Source organism: Bacteroidia bacterium (genome assembly GCA_039924845.1).
In the GTDB taxonomy this organism is placed as follows: domain Bacteria; phylum Bacteroidota; class Bacteroidia; order DATLTG01; family DATLTG01; genus DATLTG01.
Genome location: JBDTAC010000073.1, coordinates 16,492 through 33,840, shown reverse-complemented (window position 1 = coordinate 33,840; position 17,349 = coordinate 16,492). Strand labels below are relative to the sequence as shown.

At 35.7% G+C, this 17,349-nt stretch carries 16 protein-coding genes and 1 tRNA gene; 8 read left to right on the top strand and 9 right to left on the bottom strand.

The genetic code is table 11. The features are described from left to right. The first annotated feature begins 160 nt into the window (after nucleotides 1-160). Nucleotides 161-1,450, top strand: coding sequence for an aminotransferase class I/II-fold pyridoxal phosphate-dependent enzyme (locus ABIZ51_07955; GenBank protein MEO7088706.1), 1,290 nt, complete (start codon nucleotides 161-163; stop codon nucleotides 1,448-1,450). A 78-nt stretch (nucleotides 1,451-1,528) separates the two neighbouring features. Beyond that, nucleotides 1,529-2,593, top strand: a complete 1,065-nt coding sequence (locus tag ABIZ51_07950) for a mannose-1-phosphate guanylyltransferase (GenBank protein ID MEO7088705.1) — start codon at nucleotides 1,529-1,531, stop codon at nucleotides 2,591-2,593. Between the two features lie 126 nt (nucleotides 2,594-2,719). Here the strand turns inward: ABIZ51_07950 and ABIZ51_07945 are convergent, their stop codons facing one another. Continuing rightward, nucleotides 2,720-3,265 carry a CopD family protein gene (locus tag ABIZ51_07945; protein ID MEO7088704.1) on the bottom strand — a complete coding sequence of 182 codons (546 nt, stop codon included), beginning with the start codon at nucleotides 3,263-3,265 and terminating at the stop codon, nucleotides 2,720-2,722. 158 nt (nucleotides 3,266-3,423) lie between these two features. Here ABIZ51_07945 and ABIZ51_07940 point away from each other — a divergent pair. Next, nucleotides 3,424-3,506 (top strand) — tRNA-Leu (locus ABIZ51_07940). Between the two features lie 17 nt (nucleotides 3,507-3,523). Then, nucleotides 3,524-5,644, top strand: coding sequence for a cation:proton antiporter (locus ABIZ51_07935; protein MEO7088703.1), 2,121 nt, complete (start codon nucleotides 3,524-3,526; stop codon nucleotides 5,642-5,644). 93 nt (nucleotides 5,645-5,737) lie between these two features. On the opposite strand, the gene ABIZ51_07930 is transcribed toward ABIZ51_07935, so the two are convergent. Both ABIZ51_07930 and ABIZ51_07925 read right to left on the bottom strand, forming a co-directional pair. Beyond that, nucleotides 5,738-6,400, bottom strand: a complete 663-nt coding sequence (locus ABIZ51_07930) for a hypothetical protein (protein ID MEO7088702.1) — start codon at nucleotides 6,398-6,400, stop codon at nucleotides 5,738-5,740. 126 nt (nucleotides 6,401-6,526) lie between these two features. Continuing rightward, a complete protein-coding gene (locus ABIZ51_07925) occupies nucleotides 6,527-7,234 on the bottom strand; it encodes a DUF502 domain-containing protein (protein MEO7088701.1) in 708 nt (235 codons plus the stop codon). Between ABIZ51_07925 and ABIZ51_07920 the strand changes: the two genes are divergently transcribed. Beyond that, nucleotides 7,233-7,535 (top strand): hypothetical protein, encoded by a 303-nt coding sequence (locus tag ABIZ51_07920; protein MEO7088700.1) that lies wholly within the window; start codon nucleotides 7,233-7,235, stop codon nucleotides 7,533-7,535. The genes ABIZ51_07925 and ABIZ51_07920 overlap by 2 nt on opposite strands. Nucleotides 7,536-7,552: 17 nt before the next feature. Here the strand turns inward: ABIZ51_07920 and ABIZ51_07915 are convergent, their stop codons facing one another. The 6 genes from ABIZ51_07915 to fbp form a co-directional block, all read right to left on the bottom strand. Further along, nucleotides 7,553-8,305 carry a cyclase family protein gene (locus ABIZ51_07915; protein ID MEO7088699.1) on the bottom strand — a complete coding sequence of 251 codons (753 nt, stop codon included), beginning with the start codon at nucleotides 8,303-8,305 and terminating at the stop codon, nucleotides 7,553-7,555. A 6-nt stretch (nucleotides 8,306-8,311) separates the two neighbouring features. Further along, nucleotides 8,312-9,442, bottom strand: coding sequence for a radical SAM family heme chaperone HemW (gene hemW / locus ABIZ51_07910; GenBank protein ID MEO7088698.1), 1,131 nt, complete (start codon nucleotides 9,440-9,442; stop codon nucleotides 8,312-8,314). A gap of 2 nt (nucleotides 9,443-9,444) precedes the next feature. After that, entirely contained in the window at nucleotides 9,445-10,956 is a 1,512-nt protein-coding gene (locus ABIZ51_07905; protein MEO7088697.1) for a HAMP domain-containing sensor histidine kinase, read from the bottom strand. Nucleotides 10,957-10,980: 24 nt separating this feature from the next. After that, the gene (locus ABIZ51_07900; GenBank protein MEO7088696.1) at nucleotides 10,981-11,910 is read right to left on the bottom strand and encodes a UDP-3-O-(3-hydroxymyristoyl)glucosamine N-acyltransferase; all 930 of its coding nucleotides are present in this window, start codon (nucleotides 11,908-11,910) and stop codon (nucleotides 10,981-10,983) included. 170 nt (nucleotides 11,911-12,080) lie between these two features. Beyond that, a complete protein-coding gene (gene efp / locus ABIZ51_07895; protein MEO7088695.1) occupies nucleotides 12,081-12,641 on the bottom strand; it encodes an elongation factor P in 561 nt (186 codons plus the stop codon). Between the two features lie 68 nt (nucleotides 12,642-12,709). Next, nucleotides 12,710-13,732 (bottom strand): class 1 fructose-bisphosphatase, encoded by a 1,023-nt coding sequence (gene fbp / locus ABIZ51_07890; GenBank protein ID MEO7088694.1) that lies wholly within the window; start codon nucleotides 13,730-13,732, stop codon nucleotides 12,710-12,712. An 84-nt stretch (nucleotides 13,733-13,816) separates the two neighbouring features. Between fbp and ABIZ51_07885 the strand changes: the two genes are divergently transcribed. The 3 genes from ABIZ51_07885 (at nucleotide 13,817) to ABIZ51_07875 (ending at nucleotide 17,254) form a co-directional block, all read left to right on the top strand. Next, on the top strand, nucleotides 13,817-14,284 hold the full coding sequence (locus tag ABIZ51_07885) for a GNAT family N-acetyltransferase (GenBank protein MEO7088693.1): 468 nt from the start codon (nucleotides 13,817-13,819) through the stop codon (nucleotides 14,282-14,284). Between the two features lie 3 nt (nucleotides 14,285-14,287). Then, entirely contained in the window at nucleotides 14,288-15,547 is a 1,260-nt protein-coding gene (locus ABIZ51_07880; protein ID MEO7088692.1) for an aspartate kinase, read from the top strand. Between the two features lie 180 nt (nucleotides 15,548-15,727). Further along, a complete protein-coding gene (locus ABIZ51_07875) occupies nucleotides 15,728-17,254 on the top strand; it encodes a peptidase S10 (GenBank protein ID MEO7088691.1) in 1,527 nt (508 codons plus the stop codon). Nucleotides 17,255-17,349 lie beyond the last annotated feature (95 nt).

Below are 17,349 nucleotides of genomic sequence, written 5' to 3'. Positions count from 1 at the left end.
ACCGCGTTGCATCGTGCAGATTCTGAATCAAGTTGAGAATGACATTTTTTTTCATCACAATTATAAAGAAAGTGTAGAGATATCCATTATTTAATTCTCCTAAATTTATCCGCGAATGTTATTTTATTAAATTTGTCGGACAATAAATAACATCAAAAACATGAGCACTTCAACAATTGAAAAAATGCGCGACTTAAAAGTGTCGCAAATGGCAGAAACATTGATTGGTTCAGAAATTATAAAGCTGGCTGCCGAAGTGAATGAAAAAATTAAGAATGGAGAAAAAATTTACAACCTAACGATTGGCGATTTTAATCCCAAAATGTTTCCCATTCCTAACGAATTAAAGGCGGCAATAATAGAAGAATATACGAACAATGAAACCAATTATCCCGCTGCCAGCGGAATGCCTGCTTTGATAAATTCGGTTGCACATTTTTTAAAAAAGCGACAAGAATTAGATTTTAAAGCAGACGAAATTTTAATTTCCGGAGGCGCACGCCCATTGATTTACGCTACTTATCAAGCATTAATTGACCCAAACGATTCTATTTTATTTCCAGTTCCTTCTTGGAATAATAATCACTACACACATCTTTCTTACGCCAATTGCATCATGGTGGAAACAAAGATGGAGAATAATTTTATGCCCACTGCGGAAGAATTAAAACCGCACATTCAGAAAGCGGCAATGCTGGCTGTTTGTTCGCCTCTAAATCCCACTGGAACTACATTTACCAAAAAAGGTTTAGAAGAAATTTGTGATTTAATTTTAGCAGAAAATAAACGCAGAGGCGAAAATGAAAAGCCATTGTATTTGCTTTTTGATCAAGTTTATTGGATGCTCACTTTTTCTGATACCAAGCATTTCAACCCAATTACCTTACGTCCTGAAATGAAAAATTACACCATTTTTATTGACGGTATTTCGAAAGCATTTGCCGCCACTGGTGTTCGAGTTGGTTGGGCAATGGGACCTAAAAAAGTGATTGATAAAATGAAAGCGATTTTAAGTCACGTGGGAGCTTGGTCGCCAAAAGCAGAACAATTAGCAACCGCCAAATTTTTGGTAAACGATGCGGCTGTTGATCATTTTTTAAATCCTTTCAAACAACAAATTTTTCAACGTTTGGATTCTTTTTACAAAGGCTTTATGGAATTGAAAAACGAGGGCTTTTCAGTAAATGCGATTGCTCCGCAAGCAGCTATTTATCTAACGGTTCAAATAAAATTACAAGGAAAGAAAACTGCAGATGGAAAAATTTTACACGACACAAAAGACGTTACAAAATATATTTTAGACGAAGCAAAAATTGCTATTGTTCCTTTTTACGCATTTGGTTCTTCCGGAGATTCTGCTTGGTATCGCCTTTCAGTAGGAACAGCTTCCATGGAAGATATAAAAGGCTTTTTTGAAAATTTAAAAAACGCATTGAAAAAATTATCATAGAAAATGGCTTTGAAAAAATATTTTTTAGATCCTCGGAAAATCCTTTCGAGAAAAAAAGATAAAAACTTTTGTGTGATCATGGCGGGAGGTATTGGAAGCCGCTTTTGGCCCATGAGTCGCACCGCACATCCAAAACAATTTTTAGATATTTTGGGAACTGGGAGTTCTTTATTGCAACAAACATATTCGCGCTTTTTACCACTTTGTCCGAAAGAAAATATTTTTGTTGTTACCAATGAATTGTACAAAAATATGGTGCGCGAACAATTACCAGATATTCCCGAAAAAAATATTTTGTGTGAACCTGCACGTAAAAATACCGCACCCTGCGTAGCTTATGCTTGTTATAAAATTTATCAAACCAATCCGGAAGCGAACATTGTTGTGGCACCTTCCGATCATCTTATCTTAAAAGAAAATACGTTTATAAAAGCTGTTAAATCTTGTTTCAAAAAAGCAAGCGCTGATAATTGTTTGGTTACTTTAGGCATCAAGCCAAGCCGGCCAGACACGGGTTACGGATACATTCAATACCAAGATTCTGACAAAAAAGAAAAAGATTCGCGCATCAAAAAAGTAAAAACATTTACAGAAAAGCCGGACTTGGAAATGGCGACTTTTTTCATGAAAAGTGGTGATTTCCTTTGGAATTCGGGTATTTTTATTTGGACAGCCAAAAGTATTGTCGAAGCATTTGAAAAACATTTGCCCGAAATGCATTCTATTTTTAAAGAAGGAATCGGAAAATACGATACTCCTGAAGAGCCTAATTTTATTAAGCAAGCGTACTCTCGTTGCAAAAATATTTCAATTGATTATGGTGTGATGGAAAAAGCCGACAACGTGTATGTGCGCTCTTCCGTCATCGGGTGGTCGGATTTAGGAACCTGGGGATCGCTTTATAATCACATCAAAAAAGACGAAAACGAAAATGCGATTGTCGGAAAAAATGTGATGATGTACGATTCTAAAAAATGTATTGTGAATGTTTCTGCTGGAAAATTAGCTGTGATTGAAGGCTTGGAAGATTATATCGTAGTGGATTCCGACAATATTTTATTGATCTGTAAAAAACAAGACGAACAGCAAATACGCACTTTTGTGAATGATGTAAAAGTGGAAAAAGGCGATAAATTCGTGTAGTGATTTTACAAAATAGATTCTTCACTCCGTTCAGAATGACAATTAGAAACGAGATTCAAAAAACATTTTATCATTCTGAGTGAAACGAAGAATCCGAAACAACGGGAGCTTTCAGTACATTTTATTTTATTTCTGCTCGTTTTTCTCTCTGCTTTTTTTGTACATCTTAATCACGACAAACATCATAGCGGCAAAAACAATCAAGCCGAGTAAGCCCCAAATAAAGCTGGTTTGATCTTTTAAAACAATTATAAAAACGATAGCAAATAAAAAAACAGTGGCGATTTCGTTAAAAAGACGCAAGCGAAAAGAAGTGGTTTTGATGATGTCATTTTGCAATTGTTTGAAAATAATGTGGCAACGGAAATGGTATACAATCAATCCAAAAACGAAACATAATTTCAAAATAAAATACGGGTGCGTTAAATAACTTGGATTTAAAATCACCATCCATGGACCAAATAGTAAGGTTAAAATCATCGAGGGCCAAGTGATGATGTACCACAAATTTTTTTCCATTATTTTAAATTGCGTTTGCAGAATTTTTTTTTCGAGCTCCGGTTTTTTTTCTGCTTCTACGTGATAAATAAAAAGTCGCGGCATGTAAAAAAGTCCAGCAAACCAAGTTACTATAAAAATGATGTGAAGTGCGAGGATGTAGTGAAATTCCATAAAATAGCGTTATGAATAAATGTCAAAGGTAAAAAATCAATCGGAATAACCCTCTTGATTTTCTGTCTCGAAAAATTATTTTTCTAAAGACTCTTTTTTGTATCCGAAAAAATCGAAGATTATCATTTCGATAATTATATCTTTACGATAATTTTAGTGCCCTGATGGCGAAATTGGTAAACGTTGCGGTCTCAGAAGCCGTTGGAGTCTATCCTTGGGAGTTCGAGTCTCCCTCAGGGCACAAACATAAATTTACCGATGACACTACTTTCTGTTGATTTTTCTTTGCCGCTTCAAGACAATGTACTCGTGTTCGCATTGGTTCTTTCTATTATTTTATTCGCACCTATTTTATTAAAAAAATTACGCATTCCAGGTATCATCGGATTAATCATTGCAGGTGTCATAATTGGTCCGCACGGCACCAATTTATTGGTCAAAAATTCCAGCATTGATTTATTTGGAACCATCGGTTTGCTGTATATTATGTTTTTGGCAGGCTTGGAAATCGACCTAAATGATTTTATCAAAAATAAAAACCTCAGCTTGTTTTTTGGCACACTTACTTTTCTTTTTCCGCTCTGTTTCGGAACCGCCATTTCATTTTATTTTTTAAAATTTAGCTTCACATCTTCCATTCTTTTAGCAAGCATGTTTGCATCGCACACCTTAATTACGTACCCAATTATAAGCCGTTTGGGCTTAACCAAAAGTAAATCTGTAACGATGACAATTGGCGGAACGATTATTACCGACACCGCCGTTCTCCTTGTATTGGCAGTAATTACAGGTTCAGCAAAAGGCGGACTCAATTCCGAATTTTGGATCCGACTCGGTATTTCTCTATTAATTTTTGTATTGATTGTATTGATAATTATTCCGCGCATCGGGAGATGGTTTTTTCGTAAGCTCGAAGGCGAAGGAAGTTCCCAATTTGTTTTTGTGCTCGCTGTTGTTTTTACTTCTGCATTTTTAGCAGAACTTGCCGGCGTAGAACCTATTATTGGTGCATTTTTAGCTGGGCTCGCACTGAACCGATTAATTCCACACACATCTGCTTTGATGAACCGAATTGTATTTGTCGGCAACACTCTTTTCATTCCATTTTTTCTGATAAACGTAGGCATGTTGGTTGATTTACACGTCTTGTTTAATGGCAGCCACGCCTTTGTAGTTGCTGGAACCATTATCATCGCAGCCTACATTGGAAAATGGTTGGCTTCTTTTGTTACACAAAAAATTTTCCGCTTTTCTGCCATCGAGCGAAAACTTATTTTTGGGATGAGTACTTCTCATGCCGCTGCTACATTGGCTGTTGTTTTAGTAGGTTTTAAAATGGGATTGTTTAATGAAAATACCTTGAACGGAACTATTTTATTGATTTTAATTACCTGTCTCGTAAGTTCTTTTATTGTAGAAAATAACGGACGAAAATTAGCGATTATAGAAGGTGAGAAAAAGCCTGATATGACGCAGATTCCACAACGAATTTTAATACCAATCTCCAACCCAAATACGATTGAACGCTTGATTGATTTGGCTTTTATGATTAAAAATCCGAAATCGAAAAGTCCGCTATACCCTTTGGTTGTTGTGAAAGATGATGAAGAAGCGCGCGAAAAAATTTTAGCAAATGATAAAATGCTCGAAAAATTAGCGATTCATGCTTCTGCGCTGGAACAAAAAATACAAAACGTTTCGCGTGTGGATATCAACGTTTCCAGCGGAATTATCAGAGCCATCAAAGAATTAATTATTACGGATGTCATTATTGGATGGAATGCTGCTATTTCCGCTACAGATCGCATTTTCGGAAGTGTGTTAGACAATTTACTTCAAAATACAGATCAGATGATTTTCGTAACAAAAATCATTCATCCACTCAATACGCTTCGAAAAATAATTACGCTTGTTCCCGAAAATGCAGAACTGGAAATTGGTTTTTCCAGATGGATAAAATCGATGAAAATATTGTCGGATCAAACGGGTTCAAAAATTATTTTTTTCAGCACACAAATTAGTGCCGAAAAAATAAAATCCGAAGCGATGAAAAATAAATTTTCTGCCGATATTTCTTTTCAAGTTTTTGACGAATGGCAAGATTTTTTAATGCTTTCGCGAGACATCAATCCAGACGATCTAATTGTAATGATTAATGCGCGCCCACATACCATTTCCTATAATCCGTATTTGGATAACATACCAAAAAAACTCGCCAAACACTTTCAGCGCAACAGTTTCGTAGTTATTTATCCAGAACAAAATGCAAGCGAAGACAATGAAAAAGTTACGCAACTGAACGATTTAATGACTTCTCCGATAGAAGAAATTGATAAACTCCGCAAACGCGCACAAAAAACACTCGGCTGGAAAAGCTAAATTTTATCGCTCTCAAAAATTATTTTTTTGAATACAAAAAAAGCGCCTCGAAAAAATATTTTTTCGAGGCGCTTTTTTAACTTAATACAAATATTATTCCACTGCTTTCGCTTTCTTATTCACATCATCCACCACTTTTTGCTGTCCATTTATTTCTTGTTGTTTTTTCTCTTGATCGGCTTTATTCTTCACAAGTGCATCTTGATCATTTTTAATTTTATCTTGATAATTTTTAATGTCTTTATTCATTTTATCGTTGTCGTGCACCAAATCCTTTTGTTGATCATTTAATTTGTTGAGTGCTTTTTGTTGTTGTTTCAATTGTTCTTCGATCGCCTCTCTGGTCATTTTTACAGCAAAATCATGTACTATTTTTTCAGCTATTTTATATTTATCCGATTGTGCAGAAGAGGAAAGATAAGCTCCACCAAGGTCGAAAGCTACCATGAATTTTACTTCTCCATTTTTTTTATCTTCACTTTTTTCGTAAATATCAACAGTATTATTCCCCATTTGTTTGATAACTGCATTGTCCGCAAAAACGCCATCCTTTGTAGAAACTTTAGCGCCATAATCTTTCATCATGGATTTCCATTCGTGCTCAATATCCTTGATACTCGCACCATAGATGGAAACGACCAAGGCATTATTAGTTCCATTTCCGATCTTTTCATCGGCTTCGTTTACTTTTATTTTTTGTGCAAAGACAGATAGCACACAAGAAAAAGCCAAGGCAGTAAGTAGTATTTTTTTCATAACGTTTATGTTTTTTAGTTAATTCTCATTCGAAAATCAATAGCAAGATACAAGAAAATCTTAGAACTAAAAATCACCTCTTCAAAAAAATAATTTTTCAACCTCATTTTTTTCGAAATATTAGTTTTACTCAATTTCTGTAACACCACCCGAAATAATAAATTTCATGACATCCGATGCAGATGCGTCTAAAAGCGTAATGTTTTCTTTCGGAACAATGACCAAGCGTCCCGAGAATGCGTACGAAAGTGGCATATAAACAGCTACTCGTCCGTCTTTTATTCCTAATTCTGCTAAATCATCTTGCGTAATAAATCCTAATTGCTGAACACTCGCTTCGCGGTTGATAATAACTAACACCGGACGATTGAATCGTTTTTTTTGTCCGACAAATGCGGATAAAAAATCTTTTACTGATGAATAAATAATTTTTACAAGTGGAGCTCTTTCAATCAAATGTTCAAATACCGTAAAAAAGGATTTGAAAACAATCGACGAACCCAACATTCCCATCAAAAATATCAGCAATAATAATACTGAAAGTTCAATAAATGGATCGATGTAGGGATTAAAAATCAAGCCAAACATATTCAACAAAGAGCCGATAAATAAAAATATTTTGAAAATAATAAATCCGGTAAATACCACCGGAACCGTTATTAGCAAGCCTTGTATAAAATAACGCGCAAATGTTTTCATGTGTGGTACGATTTTGGTTAGCGGTGTAAAAGTAGGGATTTCTTCCTCTTTGTTTCTGAAAAAGAAATCGTTCGAATTAAACTGTTTTAAAATATACAAGTCAAAAATTAAATTTTTCAGGAGGACAAAAAACATGAAAAAAATAATTGCAACATTATCCGTAATTCTGTTATTAATCCTTTTTAGCAGCAACAGCGCACAAGCGCAATTTGTAGTTCGCATACGACCCATAGCACCAGTTGAAGGAATACGACCTGTTTGCCCCGGCAGCCATTATATTTGGATCGAAGGACACTGGCACTGGAATCGCCGATTTGGGCAATATCAATGGAGGCGGGGCTATTGGATAAGAGAACGCGTTGGACACGTTTGGGTACACGGATATTGGATAAACCGCCCGAATGGATCTGAATGGGTATCGGGATATTGGAGATAAAATTACTTCCGAAAAAATTATTTTACCAAGCGGAAAAGCACGGGTTTACTTGGGCTCGCATCGTTTTCGAAACTGGCTATTTGTAAATTCAAAAAATATTCTCCATCTAAAATAGTATTCGGCACATAAATTAATTCGGTGATGGTTCGATGTTTTTGCGTGTTTTGAGGATATTCCCAGAAAGTATGATGTGCCAATAATTTTCCGTCATCTCTTTCTTTATCAACCGAAGGAAGATCAATTAATAAATGCTGGATACCACTATCCACGATGTATTTAGCTGCTTCGTGATGTAAAAAAGGAGGATTGGAATTGGAATATTGAAAATTAATTTTTGAAATAGGATTACTCAACGTCCTAATAATTATCGCTTCAGGATGATTTCCGTCCAAACAATTTTCGATGTGTTTTTTAGTAATAATCTGATCTCCATTTTCCAATTCATCTGGTAAAATAGTAACGACTTGTGCGATGAAAAAATAATTTTTCAAACACTGATTAATACTGTAAAATTCTTTGCTGATATGTCCTACACATTCGGTATGCGTACCATTTCCGTGCGGATTAAAAAAAATATTCCTGAAATTTACGGAACCACCTTCACTTACAGCACCAATAAAATCTGCATTTCTAACAGGCTCCATTGTTACTGGTGGAACGTACCAAGCATTTACATTATCAACTCCAGCACGCAAGGGAATGGAAATATCCATCGGTTGCGATAAATCCGTTTTGTAATTTTTTCCTTTGTGGTTGATGGTTGTAAACATATTTTTTTAATTAATACTAAAAAGTTCGGACGCAATTTTATCTGCGATTAATTTTCCTTTATCGCTTAAAAATAATTTCTTTTCTTGTAATAAAATATCTTTCGACTGAATATATTTTTCAGATTCATTCAAACATTGTTTCAAAAAATCAGTTCCAAAATTAGTTTCGATGTAGTTCAAATCCGTTCCCCACATCGTTCTCAGCGAAGTTAAAATATATTCATTATAATTTTTTTGAGGTGTTAAATCTTCTTTTTCAATATCCAATTTATTTTCATTCAATGCCTGTATATAACGCACATTGTTCGCCACATTCCATTGTCTGCTATTGCCGTTGTAAGAATGTGCGGAAGGTCCCAATCCTAAATAATGTTCTTTTAACCAATAATTACTATTGTGTTTTGAAAAATAATTGTCGCGACAAAAATTGGAAATTTCATACTGCAAAAAATTATTTTTTTTCATCTCCTCCAACATTATTTCAAACTGAGATGCTCCTTGTTGATCGTCTATATTTTCGATTTTTTTATTTTTGATAGCATGTGCCAAAGCCGTACGAGGCTCTACTGTCAGGCAATATGCTGAAATATGTTTCACTTCTAACTCGAAGGCATTTTGTAAATTAATTTTCCAACGCGCATCACTTAACCGTTGAATTCCATAAATTAAATCGATGGAAATATTTTCAAAACCCGCATCCTGCAAGCCTTTTACAGAAGAAATGGCTTCCGTAGAAGTGTGTGCACGATTCATGAATTTCAAATCTCGATCAAAAAAACTTTGAATGCCAATACTAAATCGATTGAAAAAATTATTTTTCAACGCCTTTATTTTAGTCGGAGATAAATCATCAGGATTGGCTTCTATTGTTATTTCTGCGTCTGAAGCAATGTCAAACTGTTTTTGAATTTCTTCAAAAATAACATTTAACTCATCCGCAGAAAGTATCGAAGGAGTTCCTCCTCCGAAATAAATCGTTTTTATTTTTTGCTTTTCTAGGTAATTTTTTTGAAGAAAAATTTCATTTTTTAAAGCCTCCAAAAAATTATTTTTTTGATTCAAAGAAGTAGAAAAATGAAAATCGCAATAATTGCACGCCTGCTTACAAAAAGGAATATGAATGTAAATACCTGCCATAATTATTTCTTTATGACAATGCGAAATGTAGTGCCTTTACCAGTTTCCGAGTGCTTGACAAAAATTTTCCCAGAATGGTAATTTTCTATAATCCTTTTTACGAGTGATAATCCGAGCCCCCAACCACGCTTTTTAGTGGTATAACCAGGTTCAAAAACAGTTTTAAAATTCGATTTCGGAATACCTTTCCCAGTATCTGTAATATCTATAAATACTTGATTTTCCTGATCTTCAAAGGCAACTGTAATGATTCCTTTTCCCGTCATCGCATCTACTGCATTCTTACATAAATTTTCAATCACCCATTCAAAAAGTGGCACGTTGATAGATGCAAAAACAGGCGTTTTATGATCTGCTAAAAGAATAAAATGTACATTTTTAGACGTTCGTGTTTTAATGTATTCGATCGCCTTTTCCGTTACTTCCACCAAATTCTCTACTTGTAAAACAGGCAAAGATCCGATTTTTGAAAAACGTTCCGTAATGGTTTCTAAACGCTTGATATCTTGTTCCACTTGATGCAACATTTCATCGTCCATGTTTTTCAATTTCAAATATTCAACCCAGGCAAGCAGCGATGACAAAGGCGTTCCGAGCTGATGTGCTGTTTCTTTCGACATACCCACCCAAACTTGATTTTGCTCGATGCTACGCGATGTACTGAATAAAGTATAAGCGATAATTAAAAATAATCCGATGATTAAAAATTGGGCATAAGGATAATATTTTAATTGTGTGAGGATAAACGAATCTTGATAAAAAATATAATTTTTTCCTTTTTCACCTAAATCAATTTCAATCGGGGCATGTTCAGAAGCCATGAGATCAATGGTTTCGGAAAGAAACGCTTTATTTTTCAAATGAGCGGAGTCTATGTTTCCAGAAGCCACGATATTTTGTTTCGTCGAATCAGTAAAAATAACTGGCACGGAGGCGGAATTGATAGCTACTTCCGAAATAAATGATTTGATGAGATCGTCCAACACATTTTTTAATTGGCTGAAAAGTTTAGAATCTTTGTAGTATAAATAATTTTTTCGTCCGCTGGAAATTTCAATTTCTATTGGATCGTGTTGTGCCCGCATGGCTTGTAATTGCTGGCGAAGATAAGTAGTGTCATTTTGTTTGAGCGAATCTAAATTACGCGCAGAAATAATTTTTCCTTTTTCATCCGTTAAAATAACGGGAACCGTTTGGTTATTTTTTATTACTTCAAAAATAAAACTCACATCGCCCGAATTAAAATCAGGATTTGCTAATTCCTTCGTGCCTTGCGCCCACAATTCTACTTTTTCGCGCTCTTCGGATTTTATTTTTTTAAATAGATCGTTCGTGTATTTTACTAAACTCGCTTTGCGCTGAATGGCATCCGCCCATAGCTGAACTTTATTCCGCTCATCACTCGCAATTTTATGTACAAGTGTATTCGTGTACCACAAGGAAAAGCCAATGATAACGAGCGCTGAAATAAAAAGAAATAATTTCCAGCGATGTTTTTTTGAGTAAATGTCCACGAAAAATTATTTTTTGAAACAGGATTATTTCAATCTTTCTACAATCTCCGGAAGCCTTTTCAGCAGCGCCATTTCGCGCATTTTTCCGCGTGCTTCACTTGCCGGTGTACCAAAATATGTTTTTCCACTTTCTAAATCACCACCCACACCCGATTGCGCCAAAACAACAGCACCTTTGCCAATTTTCACATCACTTTTAACACCTACTTGTCCCCAAAGCGTTACGTTGTCTTCAATTGTTACAACGCCTGCAACGCCCACTCCTGAAGCAAACAAACACATTTTCCCGATTACGGTATCATGCCCAACTTGTATTTGATTGTCTATTTTTGTTCCTTCTCCGATAATCGTATCGCCAGAAACACCTTTATCGATGGTACAACACGCGCCAATTTCCACGTTATCGTGGATCACAACACGCCCGCAAGAAATCATTTTATCAAATTTTTCTGGACGTTTTTTATAGTAAAAAGCATGTCCGCCAATTACGGTATTTGAGTGAATAATGACATTGTTTCCGATGATGCAATTATCATAAATAACCACATTCGGATGCAGCACGCAATTGCTGCCAACACTCACATTATTGCCCAAATAAACACCTGGCATAATCACGGTATCTTTTCCAATTTTCGCGGTATCGCTAATCGGTTCCAAAGAAAATTTTTCCGGCTGAAAATGATTGACTAAACTATTGTAATCTCTAAAAGGATCGTCGGAAAAAATTAATGCTTTGCCTTCCGGACAAATTACTTTTTGGTTGATAAGAATCGTATCCGCCTTTGATTTCAAGGCTTTATCATAATATTTAGGATGATCCACAAAAACAATATCCCCCGCTTCTACTTTGTGAATTTCATTTAATCCGCTTACGATGTGGTCGGGATTGCCTTCAAATTCGGCATTAATAATCGCAGCAATTGCTTTTAATTTTTGAGAAGGATTTATTTTCATCTGTAAAAATATTTTTTCATTTTTCGTAATGAAACTATTTTAAATAGCCAAGATTAATACGATTCAAAGGTACATTTATTTGAGAAATCTTCGCTAAAATTTGAACGCAAAAAAAAGCGTCTCGAAAAAATATTTTTTCGAGACGCGAAATACTAAAAGATATTTAAAATTTATTTTACTCTTTCCACGTAAGAACTGTTGCGTGTATCTACTTTAATTTTTTCTCCTTCATCAATAAAAAGCGGAACGTTAATAACAGCACCTGTTTCCAGCGTTGCTTGTTTTAAAGTATTGGTTGCAGTATCGCCTTTTACGCCAGGCTCGGTATAGGTAATAACCAATTCCACAAACGTTGGCGCTTCCGCGGATAGTGCCAAATCTTCTTCGAAAGAAACTTTCACTTCCATTCCTTCTTTCATAAATTTAAATCCGTCACCAAAAAGATTTGCAGGAACATAAATTTGTTCAAACGTAGTCGTATCCATACATACAATGTGTTCGCCTTCTGCATAAATAAATTGCAACATGCGATAATCCACGCGTACCATTTCAACTTCTTCGCCAGAACGGAAACGGTATTCCACCGATTTTCCGCTCTTTAAATTTTTCATTTTTGCTTGATAAAATGCGCGCAAATTTCCGGGTGTACGATGTTGATATTCGGTAATGTAACACAATTCGCCATTAAAACGGATGACGGATCCCACGCCTATATCTGATGTTGTTGCCATTTGAAAAAATATTTTTTTGGAAGCACAAATTTATACTAATTGCGCGGATATCCAAATTATCGTTTTACTTAATTTTTGCTTTCTACGGCAGAATATTTTGCCATGTATTCTTTGCAAAGCTCCACCATTTCAGACGATCCGCAATAAAAAGGAGTGCGTTGGTGAAGTGATTTGATGTCTTGTTCCATAATACGCGAAAAGCCATCAGTTGCCTTTCCTCCTGCTTGTTCAACAATAAATGCCATCGGATTGCATTCGTACAACAAACGCAATTTTCCGCTCGGAGATTTAGAAGTAGTGGGATAAATATAAATGCCGCCTGTAATTAAATTTCGGTGCACATCAGCAACCGCAGAACCAATGTAGCGCGAGGAATACGGACGATTTGTTTTCGCGTCTTCTTCCTGACAATACTTAATGTATTTTTTCACGCCATCCGGAAAATGAATGTAATAACCTTCGTTAATGGAATATGTTTTTCCATTTTTTGCCATCATCATATTAGGATGCGACAAACAAAATTCTCCGATGGAAGGATCCAGTGTAAATCCGTTAACACCTTTACCTGTCGTGTAAACAAGCATGGTAGAAGATCCATAAATAATATATCCTGCAGCCACTTGTTCGGTTCCTCGTTGTAAAAAATCTTCCAAGGTTCCCGGTCCAGTAAGCGACGTCCGGCGGTAAATAGAAAAAATAGTTCCCACCGAAACATTCACATCAATGTTCGAAGAACCATCCAAAGGATCTATTGCCACCACATATTTCGCATTTGCCGACACGTGATTATCAATCAACACAATGTCCTCATTCTCTTCCGAAGCAATGGCACAGCACTCTCCACCCATACTCAAGGCTGCAATAAATTGTTCGTTTGCAAACATATCTAATTTCTTTACGCTTTCGCCTTGCACATTTATTTCGCCTACTTCGCCCAATATATCTGCCAATCCAGCTTTGTTTACTTCTCTGTTTACAATTTTGGCGGCTATTCCGATGTCTCTTAAAAGTCTAGATAATTCGCCTTTTGAATACGGAAAATCAGATTGTTTTTCGATGATGAATTGCCCAAGTGTCTTTACTTTGCTCATGGTGTTTTTTTATTTTTGAAAAGGCAAATATCGTAAAATTTTCATGTGCAAAATAGTTTAACTTTGCTTCCTCAAAAAAGCGATATGGAATATATCCTCCGACAAGGCGAAAAGCGAGATTTAGCAGCACTCTTAGAGTTGATAAAAGATTTGGCTGCGTTCGAAAAAGCGTCCGACGAAGTTGCCGTAACGGTGCAAGAGTTAGAACGCGACGGTTTCGGAGCAACTCCTATTTTTCATTTTTTTGTGGCAGAAACAAGTGAAAAAAAAATTGTAGGAATTGCTTTGTACTACATCAAATATTCTACGTGGAAAGGCAAATGTGTTTTTTTAGAAGATATTATTGTGAAAGAATCTTTTCGGAAATTTGGTATCGGAAAAAAATTATTTCAAGAAGTAGTAAAAGTCGCAAAATCAATGAAAGCAAGGCGAATGGAATGGCAAGTATTAAATTGGAATGAATCAGCCATCGAATTTTACAAAAAATTAAATTCCCATTTTGATGCCGAATGGATCAATTGCAAACTGACGGAAGAAGAGATTAATAAATAAAAAATGAAAATATTTAAGTTTGGCGGAGCGTCCGTGAAAGATGCTGAAGGCGTTAGAAATGTAGCAAAAATAATGAGACAATTCCAACACGAAAATGTTGTCATTGTGGTTTCTGCGATGGGAAAAATTACGAATGCGCTGGAACGTTTAACAGATGCTTTTTTTTATCAAAAAGAAATTCCTGCCAAGATATTAGACGAAATAAAAAAATATCATTTTGATATTTTAGAACAACTTTTTCCGAATAAAAACCATCCTGTTTACAATGAAATAAACAATGCGTTTGTAGAATTGGATTGGGCGATAGAAGGGCTTCCGGAATATTCCTACGATCAGGAATACGATCAAATTGTTTCTGTCGGAGAAATTATTTCAACTAAAATTGTGAGTGCGTATTTGTCTGAAACTGGAATAAAAAACGGCTGGAAAGACGTACGCGATATTATTCGTACCGACAATACTTACCGCGCAGGTACTGTAAATTGGGAGGTTACGGAAGAGATTTCAAAAAATATTTTTTTGAACACCGAAATAAATATTTTTGTAACACAAGGTTTTATTGGCGGCACTTCCGAAAATTTTACGACAACTTTAGGGCGCGAAGGTTCTGATTATACTGCGGCAATCCTCGCGTACGCGCTGGATGCAGAAAGTGTTACTATTTGGAAAGATGTGCAAGGCGTGCTGAACGCAGATCCAAAATGGTTTGATACAACACAAAAAATAGAACACCTTTCTTATCAAGATGCCATTGAATTAGCGTATTACGGAGCAACGGTTATTCATCCGAAAACAATTAAACCGCTTCAAAATAAAAAAATTCCACTGTACGTAAAATCGTTTATGGCGCCCGAAAAAGAAGGAACTATTATTAATCATTTGCAAACTTCCTTGCCCATTCCGTCCTTTATTTTCAAGATAAATCAGATTTTAATTTCTATTTCTCCGAAAGATTTTTCATTCATCGCAGAAGAAAATTTAAGTACTATTTTTAAACTTTTCGCAGAACATCGGATGACGATAAATGTGATGCAAAATTCTGCGATAAGTTTTTCGGTTTGTATGGACAATGACGAAAAAAAAATTCCCAAACTGATTGCTTTGCTTCAAAAATATTTTCGGGTTTTGTACAATGATAATTTAGAATTAATTACCATTCGCTATTACGATCAAGCAACGATAGAAAGGGTTTGCGTTAATAAGAAAATTTTACTCGAACACAAAAGTCGTTATACGGTTCAATTGGTGGTAAAGAATTTATAAAATTTATTTGTGGATTTTACGTGCTCTAAAAATAATTTTTTCAAACACGAAATTTTGAACGAAAAAAAGGTCTTCAAAAAAATATTTTTTCGAAGATAAAATCTGTATTCGCCAGAAAATTTTTTCAATAAAAAATATAATTATATTTGCACGAAAGCCTTTATTTATATATCTATTCTCATGAAAAAAAATCTTCTATTTTCCGTTTGTCTATTTAGTTTTATCGGATTTTACAATTCGTATGCACAAAAGAATACCGAAAAATCGCATTCTGTAGACGCTAGCGCGATGTACGACAAAAGCGACAGCGTTCCGCCGCCCGTTATTACGCATCATCACATCACAATAGATGGAAAAGAAATTAATTATACCGCTACAACTGGCTATATGCCTATGAAAGACAGTTTAGGCAAACTTCTCGCAAAGATATTTTACATTGCTTATACCAACGATGCGCCCGCTGCAAAACGTCCTGTAACCTTTGCATTTAATGGCGGTCCAGGCTCTTCGTCAATTTGGTTGCACATGGGCGCAATTAGTCCGATACGAGTGCATTTTGGAGATGACAATGGCGGAATGCCAGCGCCTCCTTACACTTACGGTGACAATCCAAACTCTTGGATTGGTTTTACGGATCTTGTTTTTATCGATCCGGTATCTACTGGTTACAGTCGTACCAACAAAGGTGTGAGTCCGCGCCGTTTTCACGGATATGCGCAAGACATTGCTTCTGTTGGAGATTTTATCCGATTGTATACAACGCGTAACGATCGTTGGGGAAGTCCGAAATTTTTGACTGGAGAAAGTTATGGAACTACGCGCGCTTCGGGTCTTTCCGGCTATTTGCAAAATGAGTATGGAATGTATTTGAATGGTATTACGCTTATTTCGTCGGTACTTAATTATCAATATTTAGAATTTAATAAAGGCAACGAAATTCCGTATGTGCTGTATCTGCCAACCTACGCTACCACGGCTCAATTTCATAAAAAACTTTCACCAGAATTGGAAGCAATGAGCCCTTCAGATTTAGCGCAAAAGACAAAAATTTTTGCGGAAGGCACGTACAATTATTTTTTAGTATTGGGCGATCAAGCACCTATAGAGCTTACCAACAAAGTAATTGACTCGCTTAATTATTTTACTGGACTGAGCAAAGAATACATTCGAAGCGCAAACGAACGCATCCAAGATTGGCGATTTTTCAAGCAATTATTGCGCGATGATGGCAAAACGGTAGGTCGTTACGACAGTCGTTACACCGGCGAAGATGCCGATGACGCAGGCGAAGCACCTTCTTACGATCCAAGTTATTCAGGCGTAAGCGGACTTTTTAACGGCGTATTTAATGAATACATCCGTAAAGATTTGGGTTACAAAAGCGATATGCAGTACGAAGCCCTTACCAATGTGTGGCCTTGGAGTTTTGGCAGCTCGAATAGTTATTTAGATGTTTCTGAAACGTTGCGTGATGCGATGACTGAAAATCCGTATTTAAAAGTGATGATATGTTGCGGTTATTACGATTTGGCAACTCCCTTTTTTAATGCCGAATACGCCGTTGATCACATGGGTTTGCGCAAAGATGTGAGAAAAAATATTTCGCTTACTTATTACAATTCTGGACACATGTTATATGTGAACAAAGCCGATGATGCGAAATTAAAAACGGATGCAGAAAATTTTTATCAAAGCGCCATTAAATAAAAATAGTTCAAAAAATTATTTTTTCAAATGAAAAATCTCGCAATAAATAATGCGGGATTTTTTTGTTTTTTCTTGTTTGAAAAAATATTTTTCAA